This is a genomic window from Vibrio sp. UCD-FRSSP16_30, assembly GCF_001676025.1.
Lineage (GTDB): Bacteria > Pseudomonadota > Gammaproteobacteria > Enterobacterales > Vibrionaceae > Vibrio.
In genome coordinates this window covers 86490-110379 of sequence record NZ_LZFW01000057.1, presented here as the reverse complement: position 1 = coordinate 110379, position 23890 = coordinate 86490, and the positions used below count along the sequence as shown (strand labels likewise).

The following is a 23890-nucleotide window of genomic DNA, read 5'->3' as shown; positions in this document are numbered from 1 at the left end:
TGACATAATTATCATTGTCAGTTGCCAATGAACGTTAAGGCCTTTTTTGAATATTCGTACTGTTTTTTCCACCGATGGCGCGCTAGGCCAAGCTATCTCAGGTTTTCAGCCTCGTGATGAGCAAACAATGATGGCGCAAAGTGTGGTGCAAGCTATCAAAGATCAATCGCAGTTAGTGGTTGAGGCAGGAACCGGTACAGGTAAAACCTTTGCCTATCTTGCTCCTGCGTTGCTCAGTGGCAAAAAAACAGTGGTATCAACCGGTTCAAAAAACTTACAAGAACAGCTTTATCATCGAGATTTACCCTTGATGAAAGAGGCGCTTGGCTTTACTGGGCGCATTGCTTTATTAAAGGGGCGTTCTAATTACCTGTGCCTTGACCGATTAAGTCGTCAAATTATTGAAAGTCATAGCCATCAATCCGACCCACAATTACTGAGCCAGTTGGTAAAGGTCCGCGGTTGGTCTTCTGCCACTAAAAGTGGCGACTTGGGTGAATGTGAAGATCTGGCTGAAGACAGCAAAATCATTGCCGACATTACCTCAACAAATGAAAACTGCTTAGGCAAGGAGTGCCCAAGCTTTGATGACTGCTTTGTGTTTAAGGCGCGTAGAAAAGCCCTTGAAGCGGATCTTGTGGTCGTAAACCATCATTTATTTTTAGCGGATATGGCAGTCAAAGAAACTGGTTTTGGTGAATTGTTGCCAGAGGCGGAAGTGTTCATCTTTGATGAGGCTCATCAAATTCCCGATATTGCCAGCCAATACTTTGGTCAGTCGATGAGCTCCAAACAAGTGGCGGATTTAGCCAAAGACATTGAAATTGGTTATCGCACCGAAGCTAAAGATATGCGTCAGTTGCAAAAAGTGGCTGACAAGTTGGTAAGTTCGGCCTCTGAGATGCGTCTTGCCCTTGGTGAACCGGGTTTTCGTGGTAATTGGCGTGATGCATTAAAGAACACTAAGTTACAACGTGAAATCGAGCGACTGCAAGATGCGCTACAACTGTGTCGCGATGTGTTGAAAATGGCGCTCGGGCGCAGTCAATTACTCGACACCGCGTTTGATCGAACCATTCAAATTCAAAATCGACTGACTCGAGTCTGCGATACTTCAATTATGGGTTACTCCTATTGGTTTGAATGTACTCCGCGCCACTTTTCGCTGAACATTACCCCGCTATCGGTGGCCAATAAATTTCAAGAGCAGATGGATGCGCACGGCGGCGCGTGGATTTTTACCTCCGCTACATTATCGGTGTCAGGAGATTTTCATCACTTTACGTCTCGCCTTGGACTAAAAGCCAAACAAAGCTTGGCCTTAAACAGCCCTTTTGATTATCAATCTCAAGCAAGGTTGTGTGTGCCGCGATATTTACCTGAGCCCAACAGTCCGCAAATGGCCGAAAAATTGGTGACTATGCTAACGCCAGTTATTGAGACAAATGGCGGTCGTTGCTTCTTTTTGTGTACCTCACATGCCATGATGAAAAATCTAACTGAGCGTTTTCGTCAATGCTTAGATTTGCCAGTATTGATGCAAGGGGAAAGCAGTAAGCAAGCACTGCTTAAAGAGTTCACTCAATTGGGCAATGCCTTGTTGGTGGCAACGGGGGCATTTTGGGAAGGGATAGATGTTAGAGGTGATGCATTAAGCTGTGTTATTATCGATAAATTACCGTTTACCGCCCCGGATGATCCATTACTAAAAGCCCGCATTGAAGATTGTAAACTCAATGGTGGCGACCCTTTTAATGAGGTTCAACTGCCTGATGCGGTTATCTCTTTAAAGCAAGGGGTGGGGCGTTTAATCCGAGATCAAAGCGATAAAGGTGCATTGATTATCTGTGATAATCGTTTGGTCACTCGTGATTATGGCAAAATGTTCTTATCCAGTTTGCCTCCGATACCGCGCACGCGCAGCATTTCGAGCATTATTGATTTTTTGCAGCTACCGAACGAACAATAAGTTCGGGGCTTAGAGCACAACGAAGAATAGAGAAACAGATGAAAGCGAAAATCCTAGCACTAGATACTTCAACCGAATTTTGCTCTGCCGCCATTATAATTGATGGCGAGATTTTATTTAAAGGGGAAGTTGCCCCAAGAGAGCACACCAGCAAAATCTTACCTATGGTCGATCAATTGTTGGTTGATGCTGGTGTCAAACTCACTGATTTAGATGCGTTAGCGTTTGGTCGTGGTCCGGGTAGTTTTACCGGTGTTCGTATTGGTATTGGCATTGCTCAAGGCTTAGCGTTTGGCGCAGATTTACCTATGCTAGGCGTTTCAACATTACAGGCAATGGCGCAAGGTGCTTATCGTCAAAATGGCTCTAAGCATGTAGCAGCTGCAATTGACGCACGCATGAGTGAAGTTTACTGGGGACGCTTTAGCCGCTTAGAGTCAGGGCTATGGCATACTGAAGATCAAGAATGTGTGATTGCACCGCAAGAGTTACTGGCTCAAAATATCGAAAGTGACGAGCAATGGGCGCAAGTAGGTACAGGTTGGGAAGCGTATGCTGATGAACTGAATCAACTTGGCTTACAGCGTACACAAAGTGGCGTGCTTTACCCTGAGTCACAAGATATTGTCGTGATTGCTCAACATGAACTTGAGCAAGGCAATCAAATCAGTGCAGAACAAGCTTCGCCAGTGTATTTACGCGATAAAGTGGCTTGGAAAAAACTGCCAGGTCGTGAGTAGCATTACTTAAAATAACCCTATTGTTAAATATAGATTCAGTTGTACAAGGACGTAGTATGAGTGTATGTAAATTATTGGTTATTAGCATTTTGGGTATCATCATGACAGGGTGCAGTGCCTTGCCTGAAACACTAGTGTCATCAGATGATAAAAAAGTGGTAACGGATTACGAAACATGGATAAATAATCCAACAGATAAAACCTCTGAGATTCGTCTGGGCGGCGTGATCGCTAAAGTGACAAACTTAGAAAGTCGCACCCGTTTAGAAATGGTTAACCTTCCAATCAAAAAAGACGGCAAGCCAAACATCAGTGTTGAGCCTCAAGGTCGATTTGTCGCTTATATCGATGGGTTTATTGACCCAACTACGTTTGCCGAAGGACGTTTGGTGACGGTACTTGGTCATCCAGATAGCGATGAAGAAGGTAAAGTTGGAGAGTTTGAGTATCGCTTTCCGGTATTAAATGCCACCGGTTACCATCTATGGCAGATTCGTGAAAAATTGATTGTACATGATCAGCCTGTGAGCCGTTTTCCTTGTCGCTCATTGCATTGCCGAGATGCACGTTACGGACCAACCACAGGCTATGTGATACAAAGTGTTGAGTAGTAATAAAAGAGAGTTAATGAGTGTTTAAACATCGCACTTTTCAGGTTCGAGACTTTACGTTAGCTGCGCTTTGCCATGAGCCTAAGACTCCTTCCCATATCGTTATTTTTGTTCATGGCTGGCTAGATAATGCCGCCAGTTTTCAGCCTTTAATGAACGAAATGTCTGTGAGGCTACCAAGCGCAAATTTAATCTCAATCGATCTTCCCGGGCATGGGCTAAGCTCCCACGCCGAAGCGGGCTTTTATCCTTTTCATGATTACCTCGATAGCCTTCACCAAGTGATGCTGCAAATAAAGTCGCATAGCACTTGTCCTATAGCACTGGTTGGGCACTCGATGGGTGCACTTATTACCAGTTGTTATAGCGCCGCATTTCCTGAAAATGTTGACCATTTAATTCAAATTGAGGGTTATGGACCTATCTGGGAGTCAGAACAAAATGCGCTGACTCGCTTAAGAAAAGGGCTGCTCAGCAGGCAGAGAATCAGCAAAAAACCACCGCGCTATTTTGCAAGCTTTGAGGAAATGCTAAATTTGCGCGCGGCTCGCTATAACCTCAGTTCAGATTTACTGTTGGCGCTGGTGGAAAGAGATGCCCAGCATACGCCGCAAGGATGGCAGTGGCGACACGACAACAGACTCAAAGCTCAATCTTTGTATCGAATGTCTCAGGAGCATGCCAATCAAGTGACTCAAGCCTTACCTTGCTCAAATCTACTTATTTTGGGAGAGTCAGGTTTTAGTGACTTGAAGACAAATATCCCGACAAAGGCAAATATTTTACAAGTTAAAGGTGGGCATCATTGCCATTTAAGCGCTGCTAAATTAGTAGCAAACTCAATTATTACGCAAATTTCGCCGTCTTAATGGGCTTTTGTGACCTACGTTTGAATGCATTTCAAATTTCCGACTATTCTGTAATCAAATCGCAATAAAACAAACAAATTCATACTGATAGTCGTATATAATGCGAAACCAAATTTTTCAGGAGTATTAACGTGAATAAACCTTGGCTCTCTCGATATCCTTCTGATGTACCAGAAACTATCGACCCTGACTCTTATCCATCTTTGGTCGAGATGTTTGAAAACAGTGTTCAACGATTTGCCGATCAGCCTGCCTTCTTAAATATGGGCTCGGTAATGACGTATCGTAAATTAGAAGAAAGAAGCCGTGCATTTGCCGCTTATCTGCAAAATGACCTCAAGTTAAAGAAAGGCGATCGCGTTGCTTTAATGATGCCCAACTTATTGCAATATCCGATTGCTCTGTTTGGTGTGCTTCGTGCTGGCTGTATTGCCGTTAATGTAAATCCGCTTTATACGCCTCGTGAGCTTGAACATCAATTAAACGATGCACAAGTAGAAACCATTGTTATCGTGTCCAACTTTGCCAATACCTTAGAGCAAATTGTTGATAATACTTCGGTTAAAAACGTGATACTGACCAGTCTGGGTCAAATGCTGCCTACCGCGAAAGGGACATTAGTTGATTTTGTGGTGAAGTACGTCAAAGGCATGGTGCCAAAATATGACTTACCGGGTGCAATATCATTTAAAAAAGCACTGTATAAAGGCCGTCGCCTACAGTATGTAAAACCGTTTATGAGCGGTGAAGATATCGCTTTCTTGCAATATACCGGTGGTACAACAGGTGTGGCAAAAGGCGCAGTGTTAACCCATCGCAATATGGTTGCCAACGTACTGCAAGCTAAAGGCGCTTACGCACCTAAATTAGAAGAAGGTAAAGAGCTAGTTGTGACTGCTTTGCCTCTTTATCATATTTTTGCTTTGACGGTAAACGGTCTGTTGTTCCTAGAAATGGGCGCAAATAATTTATTGATTACCAACCCTAGAGATATCCCTACTTTTGTTAAAGAGCTTAAAAAAGTGAATTTCACCGCGATTACTGGGGTAAATACATTATTTAACGCTTTAGTGAACAACGAAGATTTTCATGAGCTTAACTTTAGCAAAATGAAGCTTGCGGTTGGCGGTGGTATGGCCGTTCAACAAGCGGTGGCTGATAAATGGAAGAAAACGACAGGCACTTTTTTGTTGGAAGGTTACGGTTTGACAGAGTGCTCACCATTGGTGTCTGGCTGTCCATACGACATGGTTGACTACAATGGCTCAATCGGGCTTCCTGTGCCGTCTACAGAGGTTCGTATTGTTGATGATGAAGGCAATGAGCTTCCTCATACCGAAGTGGGCGAACTTCAGGTTCGTGGCCCGCAGGTTATGCAAGGTTATTGGCAACGTCCTGAGGCAACTCGTGAAGTGATCAATCAAGACGGTTGGTTATCGACAGGTGATGTCGTGAAATTTGATGATGAAGGTTTCTTGCACATTGTCGATCGTAAGAAGGATATGATTCTAGTTTCTGGTTTCAATGTTTATCCAAACGAAATCGAAGATGTGATTGCCCTGCATGGTAAAGTGCTAGAAGTGGCGGCTATTGGCGAACCTCATGAGGTTTCTGGGGAAGTGGTTAAGATTTGTGTTGTGAAACGCGATCCATCATTGACTAAAGAAGAGTTAATTAACCATTGCCGTCAGCATCTAACAGGTTATAAGATACCGAAGATTGTTACGTTTATGGAAGATTTACCTAAAACTAACGTAGGTAAGATTTTACGTCGTGAATTACGCAGTAACGAAGCGACGAAAAAGTCAGCATAACCCATACTGAATATCCTACCAATCACTGACTAAGATTGGTATTAGCCCTACAGAGCAAACGCAATTGCGAATGCAATGTGGGGCGTTTTAATTAAGGTATAGAGAACATTTTGAATTTTCAGATAGTGACAGACACTCAAACTCTGGCCAAGGCGTGCACACAAGCACGACAGAAAGAAGCGGTAATGCTAGATACTGAATTTGTTCGTACTCGCACCTTCTTTCCACAGCTTGGTTTGGTGCAAATGTATGACGGCGAACTACTTAGCCTGATTGATACCACTGTCATTGACGATATCACGCCAATTGTCGAGTTGCTTCAGGACCAAGATTTATTGAAAGTGCTGCATGCTTGCGGTGAAGATATTGAAGTTTTTCAGCATCATTTTCAAAGTGTGCCAACGCCAATGGCCGACACTCAAGTTATGGCTGCATTCTTAGGTCATGGTTTGTCGACCGGCTTTGCCAGTTTAGTCAGTGAATACTTATCGGTTGATCTTGATAAGAGTGAATCTCGCACTGATTGGCTAGCAAGACCACTAACCGATAAACAGCTTGATTATGCTGCGGCTGATGTTTTCTATCTGAAACCGTTATTTGATAAACTGCATGCGGCGCTACAAGAGTCAGGGCATTGGCAAGATGCATTGCAAGAGTCTAAGCATCAAGTTGGCAAGCGTATTCGCCACCATAACCCTGAAAACGCCTACCTTGATATCAAGGGTGCTTGGCAGTTGTCACCAAAGCAATTAAATGTATTAAAGCCTCTGGCTATTTGGCGTTACGAAACCGCACTACGCAAAGACTTAGCTTTGAACTTTGTGTTTAAAGAAGCCGATCTTTTGAGTGTTGCACGTTTTAATCTGACATCTAGTCGTGATATGGAGCGTCAAGAGTGCGATGTACGCTCAGTGCGTCGTTATAGTACGGTACTGGGCAATATTGTGCGTAATGCGCAAAATACCCCAGAATCTGAATGGCCAGAAAAGATTGATCGTCTGGTAGATTTGCCCAACTATAAGCAAACATTTAAGACGCTAAAAGATGAAGTGAATACAGTGGTCAAACAATCCCATTTTGCGCCGGAATTCTTAGCCTCTAAAAAGCAGATTAACCAGTTAATCTCATGGGTGTGGCGAAAAGACAAAGCGGAAGATGCCACTCCTGATTTAATGCAGGGCTGGCGTAAGTCATTATTAGGCGAGCGTTTACTGAAAAAACTAGATTAAAAAAAGAGGCGATGATGATTCATCGCCTTTCTCTTTATTGGGCTTACTGTTTGTTGGTGAGAGTCGTTACTCTTCTTCAGGAAGTTTAACGTTCAGCTCCAATACCGATATATCGTCATCTTTTTGTTCAAAAGAGACATTTACCATATCAGGATCAACCTCAACGTACTTACTGATCACCCTGAGAATATCGGCTTTTAATTCTGGCAGATAAGATGGCGCAGGATCGTCATGACTGCGACGCTCAGCAACAATAATTTGCAGGCGCTCTTTCGCTACGTTAGCAGTAGATTTCTTTTTCGGACGGAAAAACTCTAATAAAGACATAGATAATTAACCTCCAAATAGACGTTTAAAGATGCCTTTTTTCGGTTCGGTTAGGAATCGAAATTCGATTTGCTCACCTAATAGGCGCTGCACCGTATCATTGTATGCCATGCCTGCATCTGACTGGTCGTCAAAAATCACAGGAATACCTTTGTTTGATGCGTTCAGTACCGCTTGGCTTTCTGGGATAACGCCCAGCAAGTTGATATGCAGAATCTCTTCAACATCTTCCACACTGAGCATTTCACCTTGAGTCACTCGTGCTGGATGGTAGCGAGTAAGCAGTAGATGTGTTTTAACAGGCTCAAGACCTTGCTCGGCACGTCGAGACTTAGAATCAAGGATACCTAAAATACGATCAGAATCTCGAACAGAAGAAACTTCAGGGTTAGTTGTCACAACTGCTTCATCTGCAAAATACAGCGCCATTAGAGCGCCTTGCTCGATGCCGGCAGGAGAGTCACAGATGATGAAGTCAAAGCCCATGTCATCCAGGTCATTAAGCACCTGCTGAACACCTTCTTTAGATAGCGCATCTTTGTCGCGAGTTTGCGAAGCCGGAAGAATAAATAAATTCTCAGTACGCTTATCTTTAATCAGTGCTTGGTTAAGCGTTGCTTCACCATTGATAACATTAACGAAATCATAAACTACTCTGCGCTCACAACCCATAATTAAGTCGAGGTTACGCAGGCCGATATCAAAATCGATAACGGCGGTCTTTTTGCCCTGTAGAGCAAGACCTGATGCAATAGCAGCACTAGAGGTGGTTTTACCTACGCCGCCTTTTCCTGAAGTGACAACAATAATACGTGCCATACTTTATCCTTTATTTAATGTTGAGAAGGTCACAGTGTAGGGTTTGATCCGTTAAACTTAAGATCACTTGCTCACCCCAATAGTGAGATTCTATTTGTTCACTAAGCCAATAGTTTCCTGCAATAGAAACTAATTCTGCTTGCATGTTATGACAGATTATTGAAGCCGATTGACCATTTGCTCCAGCTAACGCTCGTCCTCTTAAAGTGCCGTAAATATGAATACTACCATCAGCAATCACTTCAGCACCTGCGCTTACGTGACTGAGTATAATCAGATCGCAGTCTTTAGCGTAAATTTGTTGCCCAGAACGTACTGGATTACGAACGATTTTACTTGGCGTAATTGCAACGGGTGCTTTATCTGGGCGTTGAGTTCCAGACATGACCGCAAGGCCAGCTTCACGAGCTGCTTTTTCTAAGTGTTTATTGGTACATTCGGTCACTCCAACAGGAACCATACCAATATTAATAATGCCTTGTTTAAGGCGAGTGAGGTCTAGGTCAGCGTTTGCCTGAGATAGATTGATAACCACCGGAGCCGATTTGAAAAAAGCAGGGGCTTTTGCCACCTTCTCATCCAAATAACTAATAGCTGAATCGGTGTTGTGTTCATACATATGAAGCACAGTAAGAGGAAAACTGCTTCCCTTTAGATCTGGAGTTTGAGACATCTAACCTAGCCTTGGCATATAATCAAACAATTAGGTGTCATGTTATCCATCGAAACGACACTCGACAAGTAAACTTGTTGTCAAATATTAGTTTTAGACCCAAAATCGAACTAAGTCTTTAAAAACGATGTTTTTACTGCTTAATATTAGATATGAACCCGATAGATCAAGGCTGTGTATGATTTGCGCAATTTATAAAAGTAATAAAAAACAAGGGATGTATCTTTACATTACCAAAAAAGATGACTTCTCTAGTGTGCCAGACGAACTGATGCAAATGTTTGGTAAACCTACCATGGTAATGGTAGTGAATTTGTCTAAGCGTCCTCTGGCAACGGTGGATGTAGAGAAGGTGAAAGCGTCTTTGTTAAAGGATGGTTTTTTCTTGCAAATTCCACCACCGGTAGTGAATGAACTAGAGAGTTATAAGGAACGTAAAAAACAGCAAAGTGACGCAGAAAACGAATAATCGCTTTTAAATACGTTATTTGAATATGGAGACAGCATGATAGGGAAATTGACATACATAAAGAGCGCTGGGCTCATTGTATTTGCCAGTAGTTTTTTCGTATCAGCTAATACTCAAATCTCTGATAGAGGAATGAGTTTTGATGAGTATGTAAAAACCTTAAAAAGTGAGGCAATAGAGCAGGGCATTAGCCGCAAAACGGTGGATAGTGCATTCGAGAGTGTTGAGTTTAAACCTAGAGCGGTCTCATCAGATCGTTCTCAGCCAGAAGCAAAACTCACCCTTGATCAATACCTTCCAAGAGCCGTGCCACAATGGAAGGTAAAGCAAGCTAAACAAAAGTATCGTCAATATCAAACGCAACTGCAGCGCATTGGTCAAGAGTATGGCGTTCAACCTAGGTTTATCGTCGCTCTATGGGGCGTAGAAAGTAATTTTGGTGCATTAACTGGCGGATACCAAGTTATTGATGCGTTGTCGACTATGGCTTATGAAGGGCGCAGAGAAGCCTTCTTTCGTAATGAGGTAATGTCAGCATTAACCATTATTGACCAAGGGCACATTAGTGCCGCGGACATGAAAGGCTCTTGGGCAGGTGCAATGGGGCAACCTCAGTTTATGCCAAGCTCATTTTTAAAATATGCAGCGGATGGTAATGGTGATGGCAGCCATAATATTTGGCACAGCGAAGCGGATGTTTTTGCTTCAGCGGCTAATTACTTAAAACAAGTTGGCTGGGATGACACATACACTTGGGGTCGACAGGTAACGCTAAGTCAACCAGTTAAAAAATCAGACTTTGGATTAAAACCACAACAAGCAAAAACGCTAATCCAATGGCAGGCACTTGGCGTGCGTAATCTTCAAGGACATGATTTGCCTAAGCTCAACAAAGAGATTGATGCATGGCTTATTGCTCCAGATTCACCCTCTGGCAGAGTGTATTTGGTATATGACAATTATCAGGTATTGATGGATTGGAATCGCTCGTACTACTTTGGTTTAGCCGTCAGCTCACTGGCCGATCAGCTAAAGTAGGGGCGGAGTAAAATAAACGTTACATAGAAAAGATTGAGCGAGGAGAACCCTCGCTCAATGTATTTTTATTTACCGTATCGCTCACAAGCAATCATGGTATTTTCAATTAAGCTTGCCACTGTCATAGGACCTACGCCACCCGGTACAGGGGTAATGAAGCTTGCTCTATCCTTGGCCACATCAAATTCCACATCACCAATAAGCTTGCCACTTTCTAAGCGGTTAATGCCTACATCGATCACGACTGCGCCTTCTTTCACCCAGTTGCCCGGTACAAAATTAGGTTTGCCCACTGCAACCACAAGAATGTCAGCCTGACGAACATGGCTTTCAAGATCCTTAGTGAAACGATGGCAAGTAGTGGTTGTGCAACCAGCCAATAGCAACTCAAGTGTCATTGGACGACCGACAATATTGGAAGCACCAACGATAACCGCATGCTTACCATGAGTTGGAATATTGTAACGATCGAGAAGTGTGATAATGCCCTTTGGCGTACATGAACGCAGCTTAGGCATACGTTGAGCAAGGCGACCCACATTATAAGGGTGGAAGCCATCAACATCTTTTTCAGGAATAATACGCTCAAGAATATCTGTTGAGTCGATGCCAGCAGGAAGTGGTAGCTGAACCAAAATGCCATCAACCTCATCATCAACATTAAGCTGATCGATAAGTGTTAAAAGTTCTTGCTCCGTTGCCGTAGAAGGTAGATCAAAAGATTTAGAAACGAAGCCGACTTCTTCACATGCACGGCGTTTACTGCCCACATAGACTTGTGAAGCCGGATCTTGACCCACTAGCACTACAGCCAAACCTGGAGCACGTAATCCCGCTTCAGTGCGAGATTTCACACGAGCTTTAACTTCAGAACGAACAGTTTGAGAAATCAATTTCCCATCAATATTTTGAGCAGTCATGACTATCCCTATAAAGGCGGTTCAATATTTGGGCGCATTGTCGCAGAAAAGAAACACTTTTGCTACATAGCAAACGTTTGCCTTTTTGATTTCTAGACAAATACAGCGTCATTGACTTTTTTTTCGACACTTAGATCTAAATGTGAAATAAACCCGTTGACCAACGCCTCTCAACTCGTATAATCCTTTCCCTATAACGCGCCCTTAGCTCAGCTGGATAGAGCACGTCCCTTCTAAGGATGTGGTCGAAGGTTCGAATCCTTCAGGGCGCGCCACATTCTATAAGGCCTGACAGCTTTTCAAGTTGTCAGGCCTTTGTCGTTTTTGGCGTTTGTAGATAAGTTTGTAGTCAAGTAAGCGCGTGCCTTGGTGATTCATGGATTGCCAAATAGACAGTTAGCACGATGGAGAACGAACTTAACACCAACGTAGCTAAAGGGTAAAAGAGGCTACAGCGTTCCCAAAAACGGCCGAAAATTATTTTGCGGAGAACAAAAAAAGCCTGTTTTAATCAAGACTCGAGGTGGTTTGTAAATCCGTTACTTTATCTCTCCCCATATATTTTGGATGCTTTAGTTTGTTGAAGCGAATGAAGCATTTAATTCAATATCAGTCGGCTTTGTCTGTTCTGAGACAGTATCCCCCGCATTCATATATGTTGTCGAATTTCTTCTGAAAATTGGCTTGCCATCTTCAACTTCCCTTGCAGTGTCTTTATACGGTTTATTGGGGCTGAAATCAGTTTGAGTATGAACAATGGCTTGCTTTGTCGAAGGGTCAGTCTCGTTTATTCGATAGAAGGTTAAATAAATTGTTGTTAATCATAGAATTCATACGGTTCTTCCTAAGATAACGAGCATTGTTAAAAAGTGATAACACGCACGCTCGCTTTTACGTAAAGAAAGAACGCAAATTGTGATGTATATTCGTTATATTTCAGTGGCTTATGGTATTTTAAATGAAAATTAGGTAAGTGGAAAGACGAGCAGGCCTGTTATTAAGAATGTTATGTGATGGCGAAATTTTGGAGTTTCAGTGGCAGAATTATTAATTAAAAATGCGAGTGCTGTATTCGCAATTCTCGGTGTGCTTTTGGGGGCTATTGTGACAGGCCTTTTTGGTTACTTTGGAAAATCAAGAGAAACCAAATTGAAGCTAGCCGAGAAAATAGTGGATAAAAAGCTAGATGCGCACGACCAAATAATCAATTTAGCAAACTCGATGCGTACAATGTGTGTTGTCGAAGGGGATCATGAGGGTACAGAATTACCAAGATATCCCGCGTTATTTGCTAATAGACATCAATTTGACGACTTCTTGAGTTACTTGAGTCAAGTACAAGCTCATCAGAACGTTGGCTATCAGCAGAGCTCAAGCGTGAATTGTGTTTCTTTATTGATTACCTAGTGACTTTGCGTAAGTGGACTGAGCAAGTTAACGACATAGGTTTACCGCGTTTGGGAGTTGCTCTTCGCAATGACTTCATTGACATTTCAAGTCGCATTGAGGACGCAGCTCACGACTTTATCAACAATGACGTTGTAAAGATTAATTTTAAGACCGATCGGCGTTGGCATAAGTTTACTCCCGTAGAAACTGCAAGAATGTTATCTGAGACAATTTTGGTGAGAAGGCAGTCAGAGCTAAAAAAGATTGTTGACGGTGAAATTACATAACAAAAACATCAAGGTGACGGGTTACACTCGGCGGTTTTGGTATGGAGTCCGGTGCGCTTGGTAAGTTTATCGTGGCGCACCTTATATTCGGCGTTAAGTGCCTACGTGAACTATTGGAATTTTGAGGAAAAATTAGTACATGTCAAAAGTTGAAAAAGATATAAAAAGTAATAACTTTTATTCACAAACCAATATTAATTATCAAACAAGAGAGTCAATCGACATCCCTAAAAATAGTGATGAAAAAGCTTTGAAGCACCTGTTTAAAATTGCTCTAGAGAGTCGAAACTTTGAGATAACCCAATTAGTACACAGAAATAATTATTTTATGATATTTCAAGGTGTAATATTCATGGGGCTCATCCAATCCTCACATAATGTACCCATCGTGAGCTTTATGATCTGTTTGGTTGGCTTAGTGACATCATTTTATCAAGCTAGGATGGCTTCTGGTGCAAAGTTTTGGCAAGAATACTGGGAAGCTGCCTTATCGAGAATTGAGCGCTCATTGCTATTAGAATTAAAGGGTTCTAGTGAAGAAAGACGTTCTTTATTTGCTCTGTTTCATGATGATCAAGAAGTCTATAACTCAATGGTAAGGAAAAAAATTGGCGCTAAATCATCATCCTTCATTAGCGATATGATAATGAAAAGACACTCTGTTAGTCGTATCCCTATTCATGTTGCTTTGGCGCTTGGATGCATCTGGTTCATTCTATTGCTATGTACTATTGCTCCATATCAAGGTTTTGGAGTTCCAGAATTTATCGTTGGTTTTTAAGCGGCACTTAACAAATAAGGATAAGTGTCGCCCAGCCGACACTTTATCTGGGTGTTGAACAAGCTCAATCGTGTAATTGTCCTCTATTAGTAAATTGCTTTTTGGTGAGTAGCTTGAAATGAAGGTAATTTACCTTTTGCTCAAAATCTTGTGATGAACAAACTCATAAGGCATAGCGAATCAAATAAAGCGCTATAGCGATAGAGGAACAGTGTTCCTCCATTATATCTGATGATGATTAGGAACCTGTGATGCTAAGCTTTTTAACCATTTTGAGTGAATGTTCGAATATCACAGAAGATACTTCCATTGGGAAGTCTTCTGGAAGCCTAGCTTGTAAACGCTCAATGGCGTCAGGAAGTTCGATCTGTATGCCATCCAAAATTTTCTGCATTTTTTCAGTACTAAAATCGATAGAAGCTGCGGTATCCAAGAAATGGTGGGCGTAGATTTTGCTTATCTGACGCTTTTTACCATGAGTCGCCTTGAGTCCCATTGCTAACTTAAGTTTTCTAAGATCTAGGCCTTTTTTGCCCGTAATCGGGTAGGCGGATAGGATGTCATAAAATGGTGTCAGTCGGTAACTACCTTGCTTCTCAATAAAGAGAGAGTAGTTTTTCGCATGTCCATCAATCGCACCTATAGACCACTGAAATACTTGAAATCTCATGAAGTTATATTGGTCTTGCAAAGCATTAGAAGACCCTTTTAATAACTCCATGATCTCTTTGATTCCTGGTCCACCATCACTTTCATACTTTATTGAGGATGGTATCCCTTTGGCTTGACAGATATCTTCCTGAGGAAGGCGTAAAAGCTGAGTATTATTTTTAACCCAACGTCTATCAAAGCGCTCAACAGCAATGGCTTTAAAATTCGCTGTATTGATGATTTCGACTTGTGGGACATCAAAGCCTAGCTCTCTAGCTAATTCGATGCAGATAAACTCATTTTCAACACTGTCGGTAAGATCTAGAGTTGAGCTAGGTTGCTTGATCTCGCCAATAGGCAATTTGATTATGTGACTCGTTGGCGTGTTGCCTTTTGGCAGGCACCAATCATCGGCTACCTTTAAAAGTGCGGTTTTCTCTTGAGCGCCTGCGACAGAAATTCGGAAATCCTCTTCTTCTTTGATCATACCTAACGGAATATCAGAATTATGAGCTGCTAAGATTTTCTCTAGTCTTTCCTCGCTTAGGCATTCATACGAGAGTTCGTGATTCACGTATGGCTGTTCTGGTGTGAGTAGGGCAATTGCACCAACACTGTCTTTACCGATCTCTTTCAGTAGATCGAACGGTTGGTTGGAAGTGGTTTGATAGCGAGAAACGATTCGATTACGTATTGCAATGTTGTCGGGTAGCAAGTTGTCGAAGTAGTTGATAACTGCATCAGAGGTGATCACAGGTAACTGCAACTTAAGTGATAAAGACAATGGGCGAGCTTTATCGTTGTTTAGCCAAGAGCTATCGTATTGAAACTCATGAGAGCCGTTCTTTTGCTTGGTTAGAGTACCAACGAGTTCTCCATTCATGTAAGCATTAAGTTGCTGCATTACCAGTCTTCCTCATCAACAATTTTGTTCTTAGCTCTTGCTTCTACTTTTACCGTTAGGTCTAAGGCTTGAACGATTTTGAACATAGTTGCAATGGTTGCTTTTTCAGGCTTATTTTCAAAGTTTGAAATAGTTGCCTGTTTTATACCGACTCTTTTCGCTACCTCAGACTGGGTCCATCCGTTTTTTTGACGAATTAGTAGTAGAATATTGGCTAATTGTTGCGGGCTATAAATCACAGATACTCACTCCTCACTGCTTGTTATATACCTACAAGAGAGGATAAAAGGGTTGCTATCCTTTAGTGGGTATAGAGATAGTATTATACCTTACAAAGGATAAAGCAACCTTTATACCCTGATAAGGATAAGTGTCGCCCAGCCGACACTCTATCTGGCTGCTGAACAAGCCCAATAGTGTAGTTGTTTTCTATTAGTAAATTGCTCTTTGGTGAGTAGCTTGAAATGAGCCTCATCTACTTTCTACAAGTCGCACGAGGCTATCGAGTCGAATCCGCTATGATTGACCCTAATGAACTTTAATTATGTTGTGATTTTAAGAGTGTTTATCCCTTTCGGGAGATAAAGTAAAGATTATACCCTCTTAAGGATAAGTTGTGTGTGAGAGTGGGTGCTCTAATGATCAATTTCTATTAGTCCTGCCCAACTTTAGTGCAAAAGTATTGAAAGGTTAGTACCAAGTATCACGATCACTCGATCCCCTAAAGCTTTGACTAAACGAAATAAAAGTTAGTTGGTAAACCGTTGAATAATAGAGAAGCACTGTTCTTGTGGGAGACTACTGTTGCGTATAAGAAATGCATTTTCTTACCTGCCGTACAATTAGAAATAAAGTCATGGCCGATCCGAAATAAGCAATAGCTAAGTACAGTTCAAAATAAAAGAATAGAGATAGCACAAATGCTATGTAAATAATGGATGCTATATTCAGCACAAATTGATAACAATTAGCATGCTCAAACATGCTAATCGTTAGAAGCATAAATGCGTAGAGAATTGCAAATACCACCACGGCAAACGCAAATAATATACTGTGCTGAGAGACTGTAATTGCACCAAGGAAATGTAGCATATATGCAGAAACAGCAAGACCGACCAACGTACCAATTATGCTACACCCTATTTCGAAAGTGAATTCAACAATTCGTACTGTAAAGCGCACAAGGTAACTTTGCTTGTCACTTATATCTCTATGTTTTTTACCGAACCTTGTTGTAATTGCCACAAAAATAAATGCAGATAACATAAATAAAGAGAATGTAAATACTGAAACTGGCTCTGTTGCGGCAGTAAAGCTTTCATCTGGAATCGAGCTAGAAAACCCATGCTTTAGTCCAATATAAATGTTGAAAAGTAAGCCATATAAACCGAAAAGAAAAAAACATGTAAGCCATTTTTAAATACGAATCTTTTTAATGTATTCAACTGCTCAACTCCATATCTAGCCCTGAGGCATAATGTTAATTAGACGACTAACAGCCGTTTCTTTTTTGTTGGTTCAATAATTTAAAGCTTCTATTATTTAGTTTATGTTAATTTTTATTGTCATTTTTCAAGAAGCATAAGATTTAAAATGTTCTGCTTATTTTTTAGTTAAGCTGAGTTGTCATTATTACTCTGTATTTCAGTTAATTGAATGTTGTCTGTGTTTGTTTTCTTGGTGGTTGGTAGGGGTTTGATTGTTAATAAATTAGCTTGCTGTAATTATATGCTATCGATCCACTTGTTGTAATTAATGCTAGTTAACATATGAGTAACTTAATGTTTTTTAGTGGTTTTATGTGTCCGAATCTTTATTTCTCACATTAATATTTCCGTTATTTTTCTTTAATAAGAACGACATAAAACAAATCTATATTCCATTTAGTTTTTAAATAATGGATATAACAACAATGAAACTCTCTAATTCTACTCTTGCTACCTCTATTGCAGCCGCACTTCTTCTTTCTGGCTGTCAATCTGAGAGCACTCCAGATGAAGTAAATGACCAAGTAAATGACCAAGTAAATAAAACTAAAAACGTTATTTTAATGATCACTGATGGAGCAAGTGATGGAGCTTGGGATATCGCCAGTTTTTGGCAACATGGTGAGCTATTAAATGACACTTACCCATTCAATGAGTTAGATACTCGTTATGCAATGACGACTTATGCTCTAAATGGCAACTCTGCACCAGATGAAAGCGACAGTTGTGACCCAGACCAATATGGCGATGGATTTAGCTATGATGCTGAAAAAGCTGCTGATGACACACTGATGCCAATTGAAAGTGACAAGGTCTTTGCTGGTTACGATTACATTAATACTAACTACACTGACTCTGCCGCGTCTGGTACAGCTATCGCTACAGGACAATCAACATACAATGGTGCGATTGGCGTGAACAACTGTGGTGTAGCTCAAAAACAAATCACTGAGTATGCGCATGATCACGGCCTATCAACAGGTATTATTTCTAGCGTAATGTTCTCTCATGCAACGCCTGCTGCATTTGGTGCGAATAATATTTCGCGTAATAATTACCATGAAATTGCCAACTCAATGCTAAAAAATGGTCATGCTGATCTTATCATAGGCAGTGGTCACCCTATGTATGATGGTGATGGTCAAAAATTAGCAGAGGCTGATTATAACTTCAGATATATTAGTAAAGACGATTGGAATGAGCTTCAAGCTGGTGAGTTAACTTCGGCAACTTCTGAAACGCCTTGGACTTTCATTGAAACTAAAGAAAGTTTTGATCAACTAGCGCAAGGCATCGCATCAGATGAGATGATGAATGGCCCGCTACTTGGTATTTTCCAAACAGGTTGGACGACACAATATGATCGTACTTGTGAGGATGAAACTTTACGTGAAACCGCTTTTGCTTGTCCTGAACTGACTACTGTTCCAGATCTAGGCACTATGTCTGTAGGTGCTTTAAATTACCTATCTCAAAATGAGAACGGGTTCTTTGCCATGATTGAAGGCGGAGCGGTAGATTGGGCAGCTCACGGTAAAGATACTGCGGGTATTATCGAAGAGCAAGTTGATTTCCATGATGCAGTAAAAGCGGTATATGATTGGGTTGAAGCAAACAGTAACTGGGATGAAACACTGCTTATTGTCACTACTGATCATGGTAATGCGTATGTACTAGGTGAAACCTCTGATTCAGCTATCTATGCTGGTGTAGAGAACCCAGGTGCAGAACAAATGCCAACGGTCGCTTATTACAGTGGCTCACACACCAACGAGCTTGTTCGTTTCTATGCTAAAGGCAATGGGGCTGAAAAATTCTCGCAATATGTTATCGGTACTGACGAAAACTATTCGACACATTACCGTCATACTGGTGCAAATGGTGACTACTTCCAAAATAATCACCTATTCCATGGCATTAAAGAGGTTATTGAAGAATAGTTGTTAATAATCTTTAGATAATGAAAAAGGCATACTTGAAAGGGTGTGCCTTTTTATTATGTTTGACTCATCTGGAATAAGTTGAGATTGAAGCTGTTTATTTAGCAAAATTAAGCTTATAGCAAATTCATTTTGCACCAATATTCATTTAGCTACTTTTGGCGTATGATCGATACACGATTGATTCAGATAGATCATTATGAACATAAAACGATTATTTCTTATAGTGTTAGTGCCAATGGTATTGTCAGGCTGTGCAGGTTATATCAACGCAAATCAATATTCGATGCTGGATCATGAAGTTACTTATGCTAAGGATGAGAACATACTTGTTACTGTTGATGATCAAAATGATAGTCAGTCTCAGAGTTATATTCAGCCAACCATAGATGCGTTACATAAACGTGGCTTTAGCCATGTTTTTACTAAACAAGAAATTGATTCTCAAGGGATTATCCCTGACATAAGAGCATCGGTTGTTATGAAGCGTAAGTTTGAAGCATATCAATACGTTTCTGATGATTATGGAATGGTTGAAACGGGTACAACTCATACCAAATGCAATAAATCTGGCACTTCATGTACAACAACTAATGAGAAAAAGTTTGCGGTTGTAGGGTCTTCTGCCAAAAACAGCACTCGTATATTAACCACTTACATACTTAATTTTTGGAATGTAAAAGATCAAGCTAATGAGTTGTTTGCTAAAGGTTATACAGACAATGAATCTTGCGGTGAAGATTACTTATATCAATTTTTAGTAGAACAAACGATCGACAGATTGGATTTTGCTAAGCCAACGAATTACACCTATATGTCCGTCATACCGATGGGAACAAATTGTAAAAGAGCTGAATAATTAAATTCAGCTCTTTAGATTTGTGATTTTATATGGACACCCAATGATTTTTAATATGGACAGCCAAAGTCTACTCATGCCACCCTTTTTCTAAATACCCATTTCCAAATAGCGCAATTTATCATCACCGACTAAACTGAAGTAAGTAACCGATGCTGGAGCAACACTATGCCACGTCCTCGCAGAACTCAGATTAGTATTGAAGACACTCCTTATTACCACTGTTGTAGTCGAGTTGTTCGGCGGGCATACCTTTGTGGCAACGATTCATATTCTGGTAAAAACTATGACCACAGACGAGGTTGGGTTGAAACGTTATTGATGAAGCTTGAAGGTGTTTTTGCAATTGATGTGGCTGCATTTGCCGTAATGTCGAATCACTTACACGTTGTACTGTGCATTGATATTGAAACTGCAAATAAATGGACAGATCGAGAAGTCTTAATCCAATGGCATAAATTATTTAAGGGTGATGAATTAACTCATCGATTTGTAAAAGGTGACCTAGTTCAGTCACATGAAGTGGGTCAGTTAAAACATAGAATTGCTATTTATCGAGGCCGATTGTGCGATATTAGTTGGTTTATGCGCTGTCTAAATGAACCTATTGCTAGGCAAGCAAATAAAGAAGATAACTGCTCAGGAAGGTTTTGGGAGGGACGGTTTAAATCACAAGCATTACTCGATGATGCCGCACTTTTAACATGTATGGCTTATGTAGATTTGAACCCGATTAGAGCAAATATGGCTAAAACTCCTGAGCAATCAGACCATACGAGTATTCAATTACGTATTCGGGCGGCTTTAAAGGGTGAGCAACCGTTAAATTTGTTGCCTTTTCTTGGGAGTGAGCAAGTTAATCAACCTCATGGGATTGGTTTTTCGCTAAAAGATTATCTAATGCTAGTGGATGAAACAGGCCGGATTATTCGTAATGATAAGCATGGCTCAATAAGCGAAACTAGCACTAAGCTACTTACCAGAATGAACATACCATCTGACAATTGGACTAAACTCGTTACTGAGTTTGGTGGGTTATTTCATGGTCCAGTAGGCACTCTAGAGGAGTTAACGTCCTATTGTCATCATCTCGAAAAACGACGACGCCATTTCTCCGCATGTTGTCAGTATCTAAAATCTGGTTAGCATTATCTGAGCCAATATCCTTTCTTTAACAGCCAAACATCGCTTTGGTAGATTTTGTTTGTCTCAATTATTCTGCTCTTGCTTTAAATAAGCAAAATACTTCGTTCAGCTCGTCTTGACTGCTTTTTCTATTGATATTCATATTTGAAGTCATTTTTACTGGCTCAATACAGTTTAAATGCTGCCTTTAAACATGGGTGGCAAGATTATAAACGTTCAGCTCGTCTTGACTGCTTTTTCTATTGATATTCATATTTGAAGTCATTTTTACTGGCTTAATACAGTTTAAATGCTGCCTTTAACATGGGTGGCCTAACTATTGGCCGTTACAGCTGTTCTCAGCTGAAATAATCATGGGTGTCTCGATTAAGGAGATCTGTGTCTCAATAAGGGAGATGAGAATCGTTTGTAAAGCTTAATGTTAATAATTGTTGTTATTTATTGTGTGGTTTTGTTAATGGTGGCTATACTCGGTATTAACTTTTATAAGCTTGCCTGTTGGCGAGTGTGTTTGTTTGTGTAACGTCATTACTCGATTGATGGATATGATCGTTTGAATGCAGGGATGGAATCAATGATTAGGAAACTCCTAAGCGTGCTAACGCTCGGGGCTTTGGCCTCGAATGCGAGTGCAGAGAATTTACTCGATGTGTATCAACAAGCTTTAGAGTATGACCCTCAATATCGTGCGGGTATTGCTCAGCATGATGCAGATAAAGAAGTCTATGAACAAGCGCGAGCTTTTCTACTTCCAACCTTAGATTTAGAACTCAGTCATACCCAGACCTATCAAAAAATCATTAAGACTGATAACCCTATTTTATCGTCTCGAGATTCAACAGATTATCCAACTAATGAGCTTAACCTTTCTCTGACCCAATCAATCTATAGCTACAGCAACTGGGCTGAATTTGCTCAAGCAAAGCAAGATGTAAAGGGTGTTGCGGCGGAATTAGAAGATGTTCGCCAGGAGTTAATGCTACGAGTCTCGCGCGCCTATTTCATGGTTTTAAAAAGACGTGATACCTACTTAGGTATTGATGCTGAGGTGAAATCTCTTGAAGAGGTGAATGAGTTTGTAAAAACTCAAGCAGCTAATGGTTTAGCTCGAAAAACCGATGCATTAGATGCAGAAGCAAGATTGTTGCAAGCTCAGGCTCGAAAAATTGAAGTTGGTAATGCGTTGCGTGATTCTTTGCAAGGGCTCTATGAAATTACCGGTAATGTACCGCCCACAATGGCGACTCTTGGAGAAGAGTTAGCATTGGTTAAACCGGATCCTTTCCAAGTAGAAAGTTGGTTGAGTAATGCTCAAAAGAATAACCCATCGATTATAGCTAAACAAAGCGCGTTGGAATCGGCGCGTGAAGATATTCGTAGCCAGAAAGGCGGGCACTACCCCGAGCTAGATTTAGTGGCGAACTACAATATTACTGAAGTAAAAGGCACACTATTTGACGGTCAAAGTGAGTTAGAAACAGCCGATGTCATGATTCGTTTAAAAGTACCTTTGTATGCAGGTGGCTCGGTTTCTTCAAGAGTTCGCGAAACGGAAAGTCTTTACCACAAATCAAGAAACGAATTAGAGCAAACTTGGCGTCAAACTTCCCGAGAAACTCATGATGCATTTACTGGCGTTACAAGTTCGATCAGTAAAGTTCAGGCATTAAAGAAATCAGTTGAAGCTTATGAATCCGCAGTGGAATTTAAAGAGCAGTCTTTTGAGTCTGGTGTAGCAACGAGCATTACCGTGCTGGATGCGGTCCGAGATTTATTCATCGCTCGCACTGAGTACTCCGCCGCTCGTTATGACTATCTTTATAATAATTTACGTTTAAAAAGAGCGGTTGGGACGCTAACTGAGTTTGATTTACAGCAGATCAACAATACGTTGCAAGGGAAAGAAGTGCCAACCGATTTAAGTGTTTTAGATGAAGATTTAGAAATCTCGAAATTAGTACTATATTAAATTAATGTCACATTTTATGTGGCATGAAAGCAGAGCCAAAGGTCGGTTCGATAAATTCTGTTTTTAAACGAATATCAGCAAATTTGCTCGGTTTCAAACAGAAGTTTTTTTATATGAAAAGGAGTTCAACGTGGCTACACAACTATTGATTTACGGACAAGTAGAAGCAGTCAATAAGAAGCGCCATCAAAACTGGTCGATTAAGGCTGAGAATAACTACGATTTTGCTAAAAAGGTCAATTCTGTACCTTTGATGGCCGCTGAGTTTCCTCATGCAGCTCAAGATTATTCAATTGTGTTTGCCGGTGAAGGAAAGCAACTTCTTCCTGTTGTGGTTATGGGTATCAAGCAAGATGAAAATTTATATGTTAATGACCAAGGTCAGTGGGTAGCTAAATATATCCCTGCATTTGTTAGACGTTATCCTTTTGTTTTTGCAAGTACTGATGAAGATAAAACACTCACTTTGTGTATTGATGAGTCTTATTCTGGCTGTAATCAAGACGATAAAGGCGAGCGTTTATTTGATTCTGAGGGTGCTCAAACTCAATATCTCGAAAAAGTGCTGAGCTTCTTACAAGACTATCAAAATCACTATCAACGAACTCAAGCATTTTGCGAAAAACTTGTAGAGCTTGATCTATTTGAGGACATGGGCGCGAAGTTCACTTTACCTACGGGTGAAGAACGCACTTTGACTGGCTTTAAAGTCATCAATAAAGAGAAGCTTAAAGCATTGAAACAAGAAGACCTATCGGCACTGTTTGCTTCCGATGGACTAGAGCTTGTTTATTTGCATCTGCATTCTCTTCGCAACCTGAACAAGATGTTGCAGAACACTCAACCAGCACAAAGTCGCAGCGACGAGCATGGCAGTGTTCACTAGTTGCGAACAAAAAGAGCAAAAGATTGCTCTTTAATTAAATGGATAGCACAGCCCTAGGGCTGTGCGTTTTTGCTTTTAGTGGATATGAAATCCACATTAGACGTAGGGTTGCT

General features: G+C 40.9%; 22 protein-coding genes and 1 tRNA gene. 17 read left to right on the top strand and 6 right to left on the bottom strand.

Translation table 11 applies throughout. The features are described from left to right. Positions 1–46 precede the first annotated feature (46 nt). From A9260_RS13865 to rnd, 6 genes are all read left to right on the top strand, one after another. The gene (locus tag A9260_RS13865; RefSeq protein WP_068699911.1) at positions 47–1969 is read left to right on the top strand and encodes an ATP-dependent DNA helicase; all 1923 of its coding nucleotides are present in this window, start codon (positions 47–49) and stop codon (positions 1967–1969) included. Positions 1970–2007: 38 nt separating this feature from the next. Then, a complete protein-coding gene (gene tsaB, locus A9260_RS13860) occupies positions 2008–2709 on the top strand; it encodes a tRNA (adenosine(37)-N6)-threonylcarbamoyltransferase complex dimerization subunit type 1 TsaB (protein WP_068699909.1) in 702 nt (233 codons plus the stop codon). A 56-nt stretch (positions 2710–2765) separates the two neighbouring features. Further along, complete coding sequence (locus tag A9260_RS13855; RefSeq protein WP_068699907.1) at positions 2766–3320, top strand: Slp family lipoprotein; 555 nt, start codon at positions 2766–2768, stop codon at positions 3318–3320. Between the two features lie 20 nt (positions 3321–3340). Next, complete coding sequence (locus tag A9260_RS13850) at positions 3341–4189, top strand: alpha/beta fold hydrolase (protein WP_068699905.1); 849 nt, start codon at positions 3341–3343, stop codon at positions 4187–4189. Between the two features lie 131 nt (positions 4190–4320). Continuing rightward, positions 4321–6003, top strand: a complete 1683-nt coding sequence (gene fadD / locus A9260_RS13845; protein WP_068699903.1) for a long-chain-fatty-acid--CoA ligase FadD — start codon at positions 4321–4323, stop codon at positions 6001–6003. A gap of 110 nt (positions 6004–6113) precedes the next feature. Next, a complete protein-coding gene (gene rnd / locus A9260_RS13840; RefSeq protein ID WP_068699901.1) occupies positions 6114–7232 on the top strand; it encodes a ribonuclease D in 1119 nt (372 codons plus the stop codon). Between the two features lie 66 nt (positions 7233–7298). On the opposite strand, the gene minE is transcribed toward rnd, so the two are convergent. Genes minE through minC form a run of 3 tightly spaced genes read right to left on the bottom strand, consistent with a single transcriptional unit; the run spans position 7299 to position 9051 of the window. After that, a complete protein-coding gene (gene minE / locus A9260_RS13835) occupies positions 7299–7559 on the bottom strand; it encodes a cell division topological specificity factor MinE (RefSeq protein WP_068699899.1) in 261 nt (86 codons plus the stop codon). A gap of 6 nt (positions 7560–7565) precedes the next feature. Next, positions 7566–8378 carry a septum site-determining protein MinD gene (gene minD / locus A9260_RS13830; RefSeq protein WP_068699897.1) on the bottom strand — a complete coding sequence of 271 codons (813 nt, stop codon included), beginning with the start codon at positions 8376–8378 and terminating at the stop codon, positions 7566–7568. Between the two features lie 10 nt (positions 8379–8388). Then, positions 8389–9051, bottom strand: a complete 663-nt coding sequence (gene minC / locus A9260_RS13825) for a septum site-determining protein MinC (RefSeq protein ID WP_068699896.1) — start codon at positions 9049–9051, stop codon at positions 8389–8391. A 178-nt stretch (positions 9052–9229) separates the two neighbouring features. Between minC and A9260_RS13820 the strand changes: the two genes are divergently transcribed. Next, positions 9230–9520: a YcgL domain-containing protein gene (locus A9260_RS13820; protein ID WP_068699895.1), complete on the top strand. Its 291-nt coding sequence runs from the start codon at positions 9230–9232 to the stop codon at positions 9518–9520. Between the two features lie 36 nt (positions 9521–9556). Continuing rightward, the gene (locus A9260_RS13815; RefSeq protein ID WP_068699894.1) at positions 9557–10558 is read left to right on the top strand and encodes a lytic murein transglycosylase; all 1002 of its coding nucleotides are present in this window, start codon (positions 9557–9559) and stop codon (positions 10556–10558) included. Positions 10559–10623: 65 nt separating this feature from the next. Here A9260_RS13815 and folD read toward each other — a convergent pair whose 3' ends face one another. After that, on the bottom strand, positions 10624–11478 hold the full coding sequence (gene folD / locus A9260_RS13810; RefSeq protein WP_068699892.1) for a bifunctional methylenetetrahydrofolate dehydrogenase/methenyltetrahydrofolate cyclohydrolase FolD: 855 nt from the start codon (positions 11476–11478) through the stop codon (positions 10624–10626). Between the two features lie 198 nt (positions 11479–11676). Here folD and A9260_RS13805 point away from each other — a divergent pair. From A9260_RS13805 to A9260_RS13790, 4 genes are all read left to right on the top strand, one after another. Beyond that, positions 11677–11753, top strand: a tRNA-Arg gene (locus A9260_RS13805). Between the two features lie 760 nt (positions 11754–12513). Next, positions 12514–12885 (top strand): hypothetical protein, encoded by a 372-nt coding sequence (locus A9260_RS13800; RefSeq protein WP_068699890.1) that lies wholly within the window; start codon positions 12514–12516, stop codon positions 12883–12885. Further along, positions 12885–13154 carry a hypothetical protein gene (locus tag A9260_RS13795; protein WP_068699888.1) on the top strand — a complete coding sequence of 90 codons (270 nt, stop codon included), beginning with the start codon at positions 12885–12887 and terminating at the stop codon, positions 13152–13154. Before A9260_RS13800 ends, A9260_RS13795 begins: the two co-directional genes overlap by 1 nt. A gap of 139 nt (positions 13155–13293) precedes the next feature. Next, entirely contained in the window at positions 13294–13935 is a 642-nt protein-coding gene (locus A9260_RS13790; RefSeq protein ID WP_068699885.1) for a RipA family octameric membrane protein, read from the top strand. Between the two features lie 238 nt (positions 13936–14173). Here A9260_RS13790 and A9260_RS13785 read toward each other — a convergent pair whose 3' ends face one another. After that, a complete protein-coding gene (locus A9260_RS13785; protein ID WP_068699883.1) occupies positions 14174–15490 on the bottom strand; it encodes a type II toxin-antitoxin system HipA family toxin in 1317 nt (438 codons plus the stop codon). Further along, the gene (gene hipB, locus A9260_RS13780) at positions 15490–15729 is read right to left on the bottom strand and encodes a type II toxin-antitoxin system antitoxin HipB (RefSeq protein ID WP_068699881.1); all 240 of its coding nucleotides are present in this window, start codon (positions 15727–15729) and stop codon (positions 15490–15492) included. The genes A9260_RS13785 and hipB overlap by 1 nt, the downstream gene beginning before the upstream one ends. A gap of 1673 nt (positions 15730–17402) precedes the next feature. Between hipB and A9260_RS13770 the strand changes: the two genes are divergently transcribed. From A9260_RS13770 to A9260_RS13750, 5 genes are all read left to right on the top strand, one after another. After that, positions 17403–18917 (top strand): alkaline phosphatase, encoded by a 1515-nt coding sequence (locus A9260_RS13770; protein ID WP_068699877.1) that lies wholly within the window; start codon positions 17403–17405, stop codon positions 18915–18917. A gap of 199 nt (positions 18918–19116) precedes the next feature. Next, entirely contained in the window at positions 19117–19776 is a 660-nt protein-coding gene (locus tag A9260_RS13765) for a hypothetical protein (RefSeq protein WP_156684063.1), read from the top strand. Between the two features lie 168 nt (positions 19777–19944). Beyond that, positions 19945–20922 carry a transposase gene (locus tag A9260_RS13760; protein WP_068699872.1) on the top strand — a complete coding sequence of 326 codons (978 nt, stop codon included), beginning with the start codon at positions 19945–19947 and terminating at the stop codon, positions 20920–20922. Positions 20923–21496: 574 nt separating this feature from the next. Then, a complete protein-coding gene (locus A9260_RS13755) occupies positions 21497–22891 on the top strand; it encodes a TolC family outer membrane protein (protein WP_231892603.1) in 1395 nt (464 codons plus the stop codon). Between the two features lie 130 nt (positions 22892–23021). Next, positions 23022–23777, top strand: a complete 756-nt coding sequence (locus tag A9260_RS13750; protein ID WP_068699869.1) for a SapC family protein — start codon at positions 23022–23024, stop codon at positions 23775–23777. Positions 23778–23890: the final 113 nt, after the last annotated feature.

What these genes read in the sequence shown, in the direction of transcription:
- A9260_RS13820 (WP_068699895.1), top strand. Translation starts at nt 9,230, where the DNA reads ATGATTTGCGCAATTTATAAAAGTAATAAAAAACAAGGGATGTATCTT.
- A9260_RS13785 (WP_068699883.1), bottom strand. Translation starts at nt 15,490, where the DNA reads ATGCAGCAACTTAATGCTTACATGAATGGAGAACTCGTTGGTACTCTA.
- A9260_RS13855 (WP_068699907.1), top strand. Translation starts at nt 2,766, where the DNA reads ATGAGTGTATGTAAATTATTGGTTATTAGCATTTTGGGTATCATCATG.
- A9260_RS13770 (WP_068699877.1), top strand. Translation starts at nt 17,403, where the DNA reads ATGAAACTCTCTAATTCTACTCTTGCTACCTCTATTGCAGCCGCACTT.
- minC (WP_068699896.1), bottom strand. Translation starts at nt 9,051, where the DNA reads ATGTCTCAAACTCCAGATCTAAAGGGAAGCAGTTTTCCTCTTACTGTG.
- tsaB (WP_068699909.1), top strand. Translation starts at nt 2,008, where the DNA reads ATGAAAGCGAAAATCCTAGCACTAGATACTTCAACCGAATTTTGCTCT.
- A9260_RS13790 (WP_068699885.1), top strand. Translation starts at nt 13,294, where the DNA reads ATGTCAAAAGTTGAAAAAGATATAAAAAGTAATAACTTTTATTCACAA.
- A9260_RS13755 (WP_231892603.1), top strand. Translation starts at nt 21,497, where the DNA reads ATGATTAGGAAACTCCTAAGCGTGCTAACGCTCGGGGCTTTGGCCTCG.
- A9260_RS13765 (WP_156684063.1), top strand. Translation starts at nt 19,117, where the DNA reads ATGAACATAAAACGATTATTTCTTATAGTGTTAGTGCCAATGGTATTG.
- A9260_RS13815 (WP_068699894.1), top strand. Translation starts at nt 9,557, where the DNA reads ATGATAGGGAAATTGACATACATAAAGAGCGCTGGGCTCATTGTATTT.
- minD (WP_068699897.1), bottom strand. Translation starts at nt 8,378, where the DNA reads ATGGCACGTATTATTGTTGTCACTTCAGGAAAAGGCGGCGTAGGTAAA.
- A9260_RS13760 (WP_068699872.1), top strand. Translation starts at nt 19,945, where the DNA reads ATGCCACGTCCTCGCAGAACTCAGATTAGTATTGAAGACACTCCTTAT.
- minE (WP_068699899.1), bottom strand. Translation starts at nt 7,559, where the DNA reads ATGTCTTTATTAGAGTTTTTCCGTCCGAAAAAGAAATCTACTGCTAAC.
- folD (WP_068699892.1), bottom strand. Translation starts at nt 11,478, where the DNA reads ATGACTGCTCAAAATATTGATGGGAAATTGATTTCTCAAACTGTTCGT.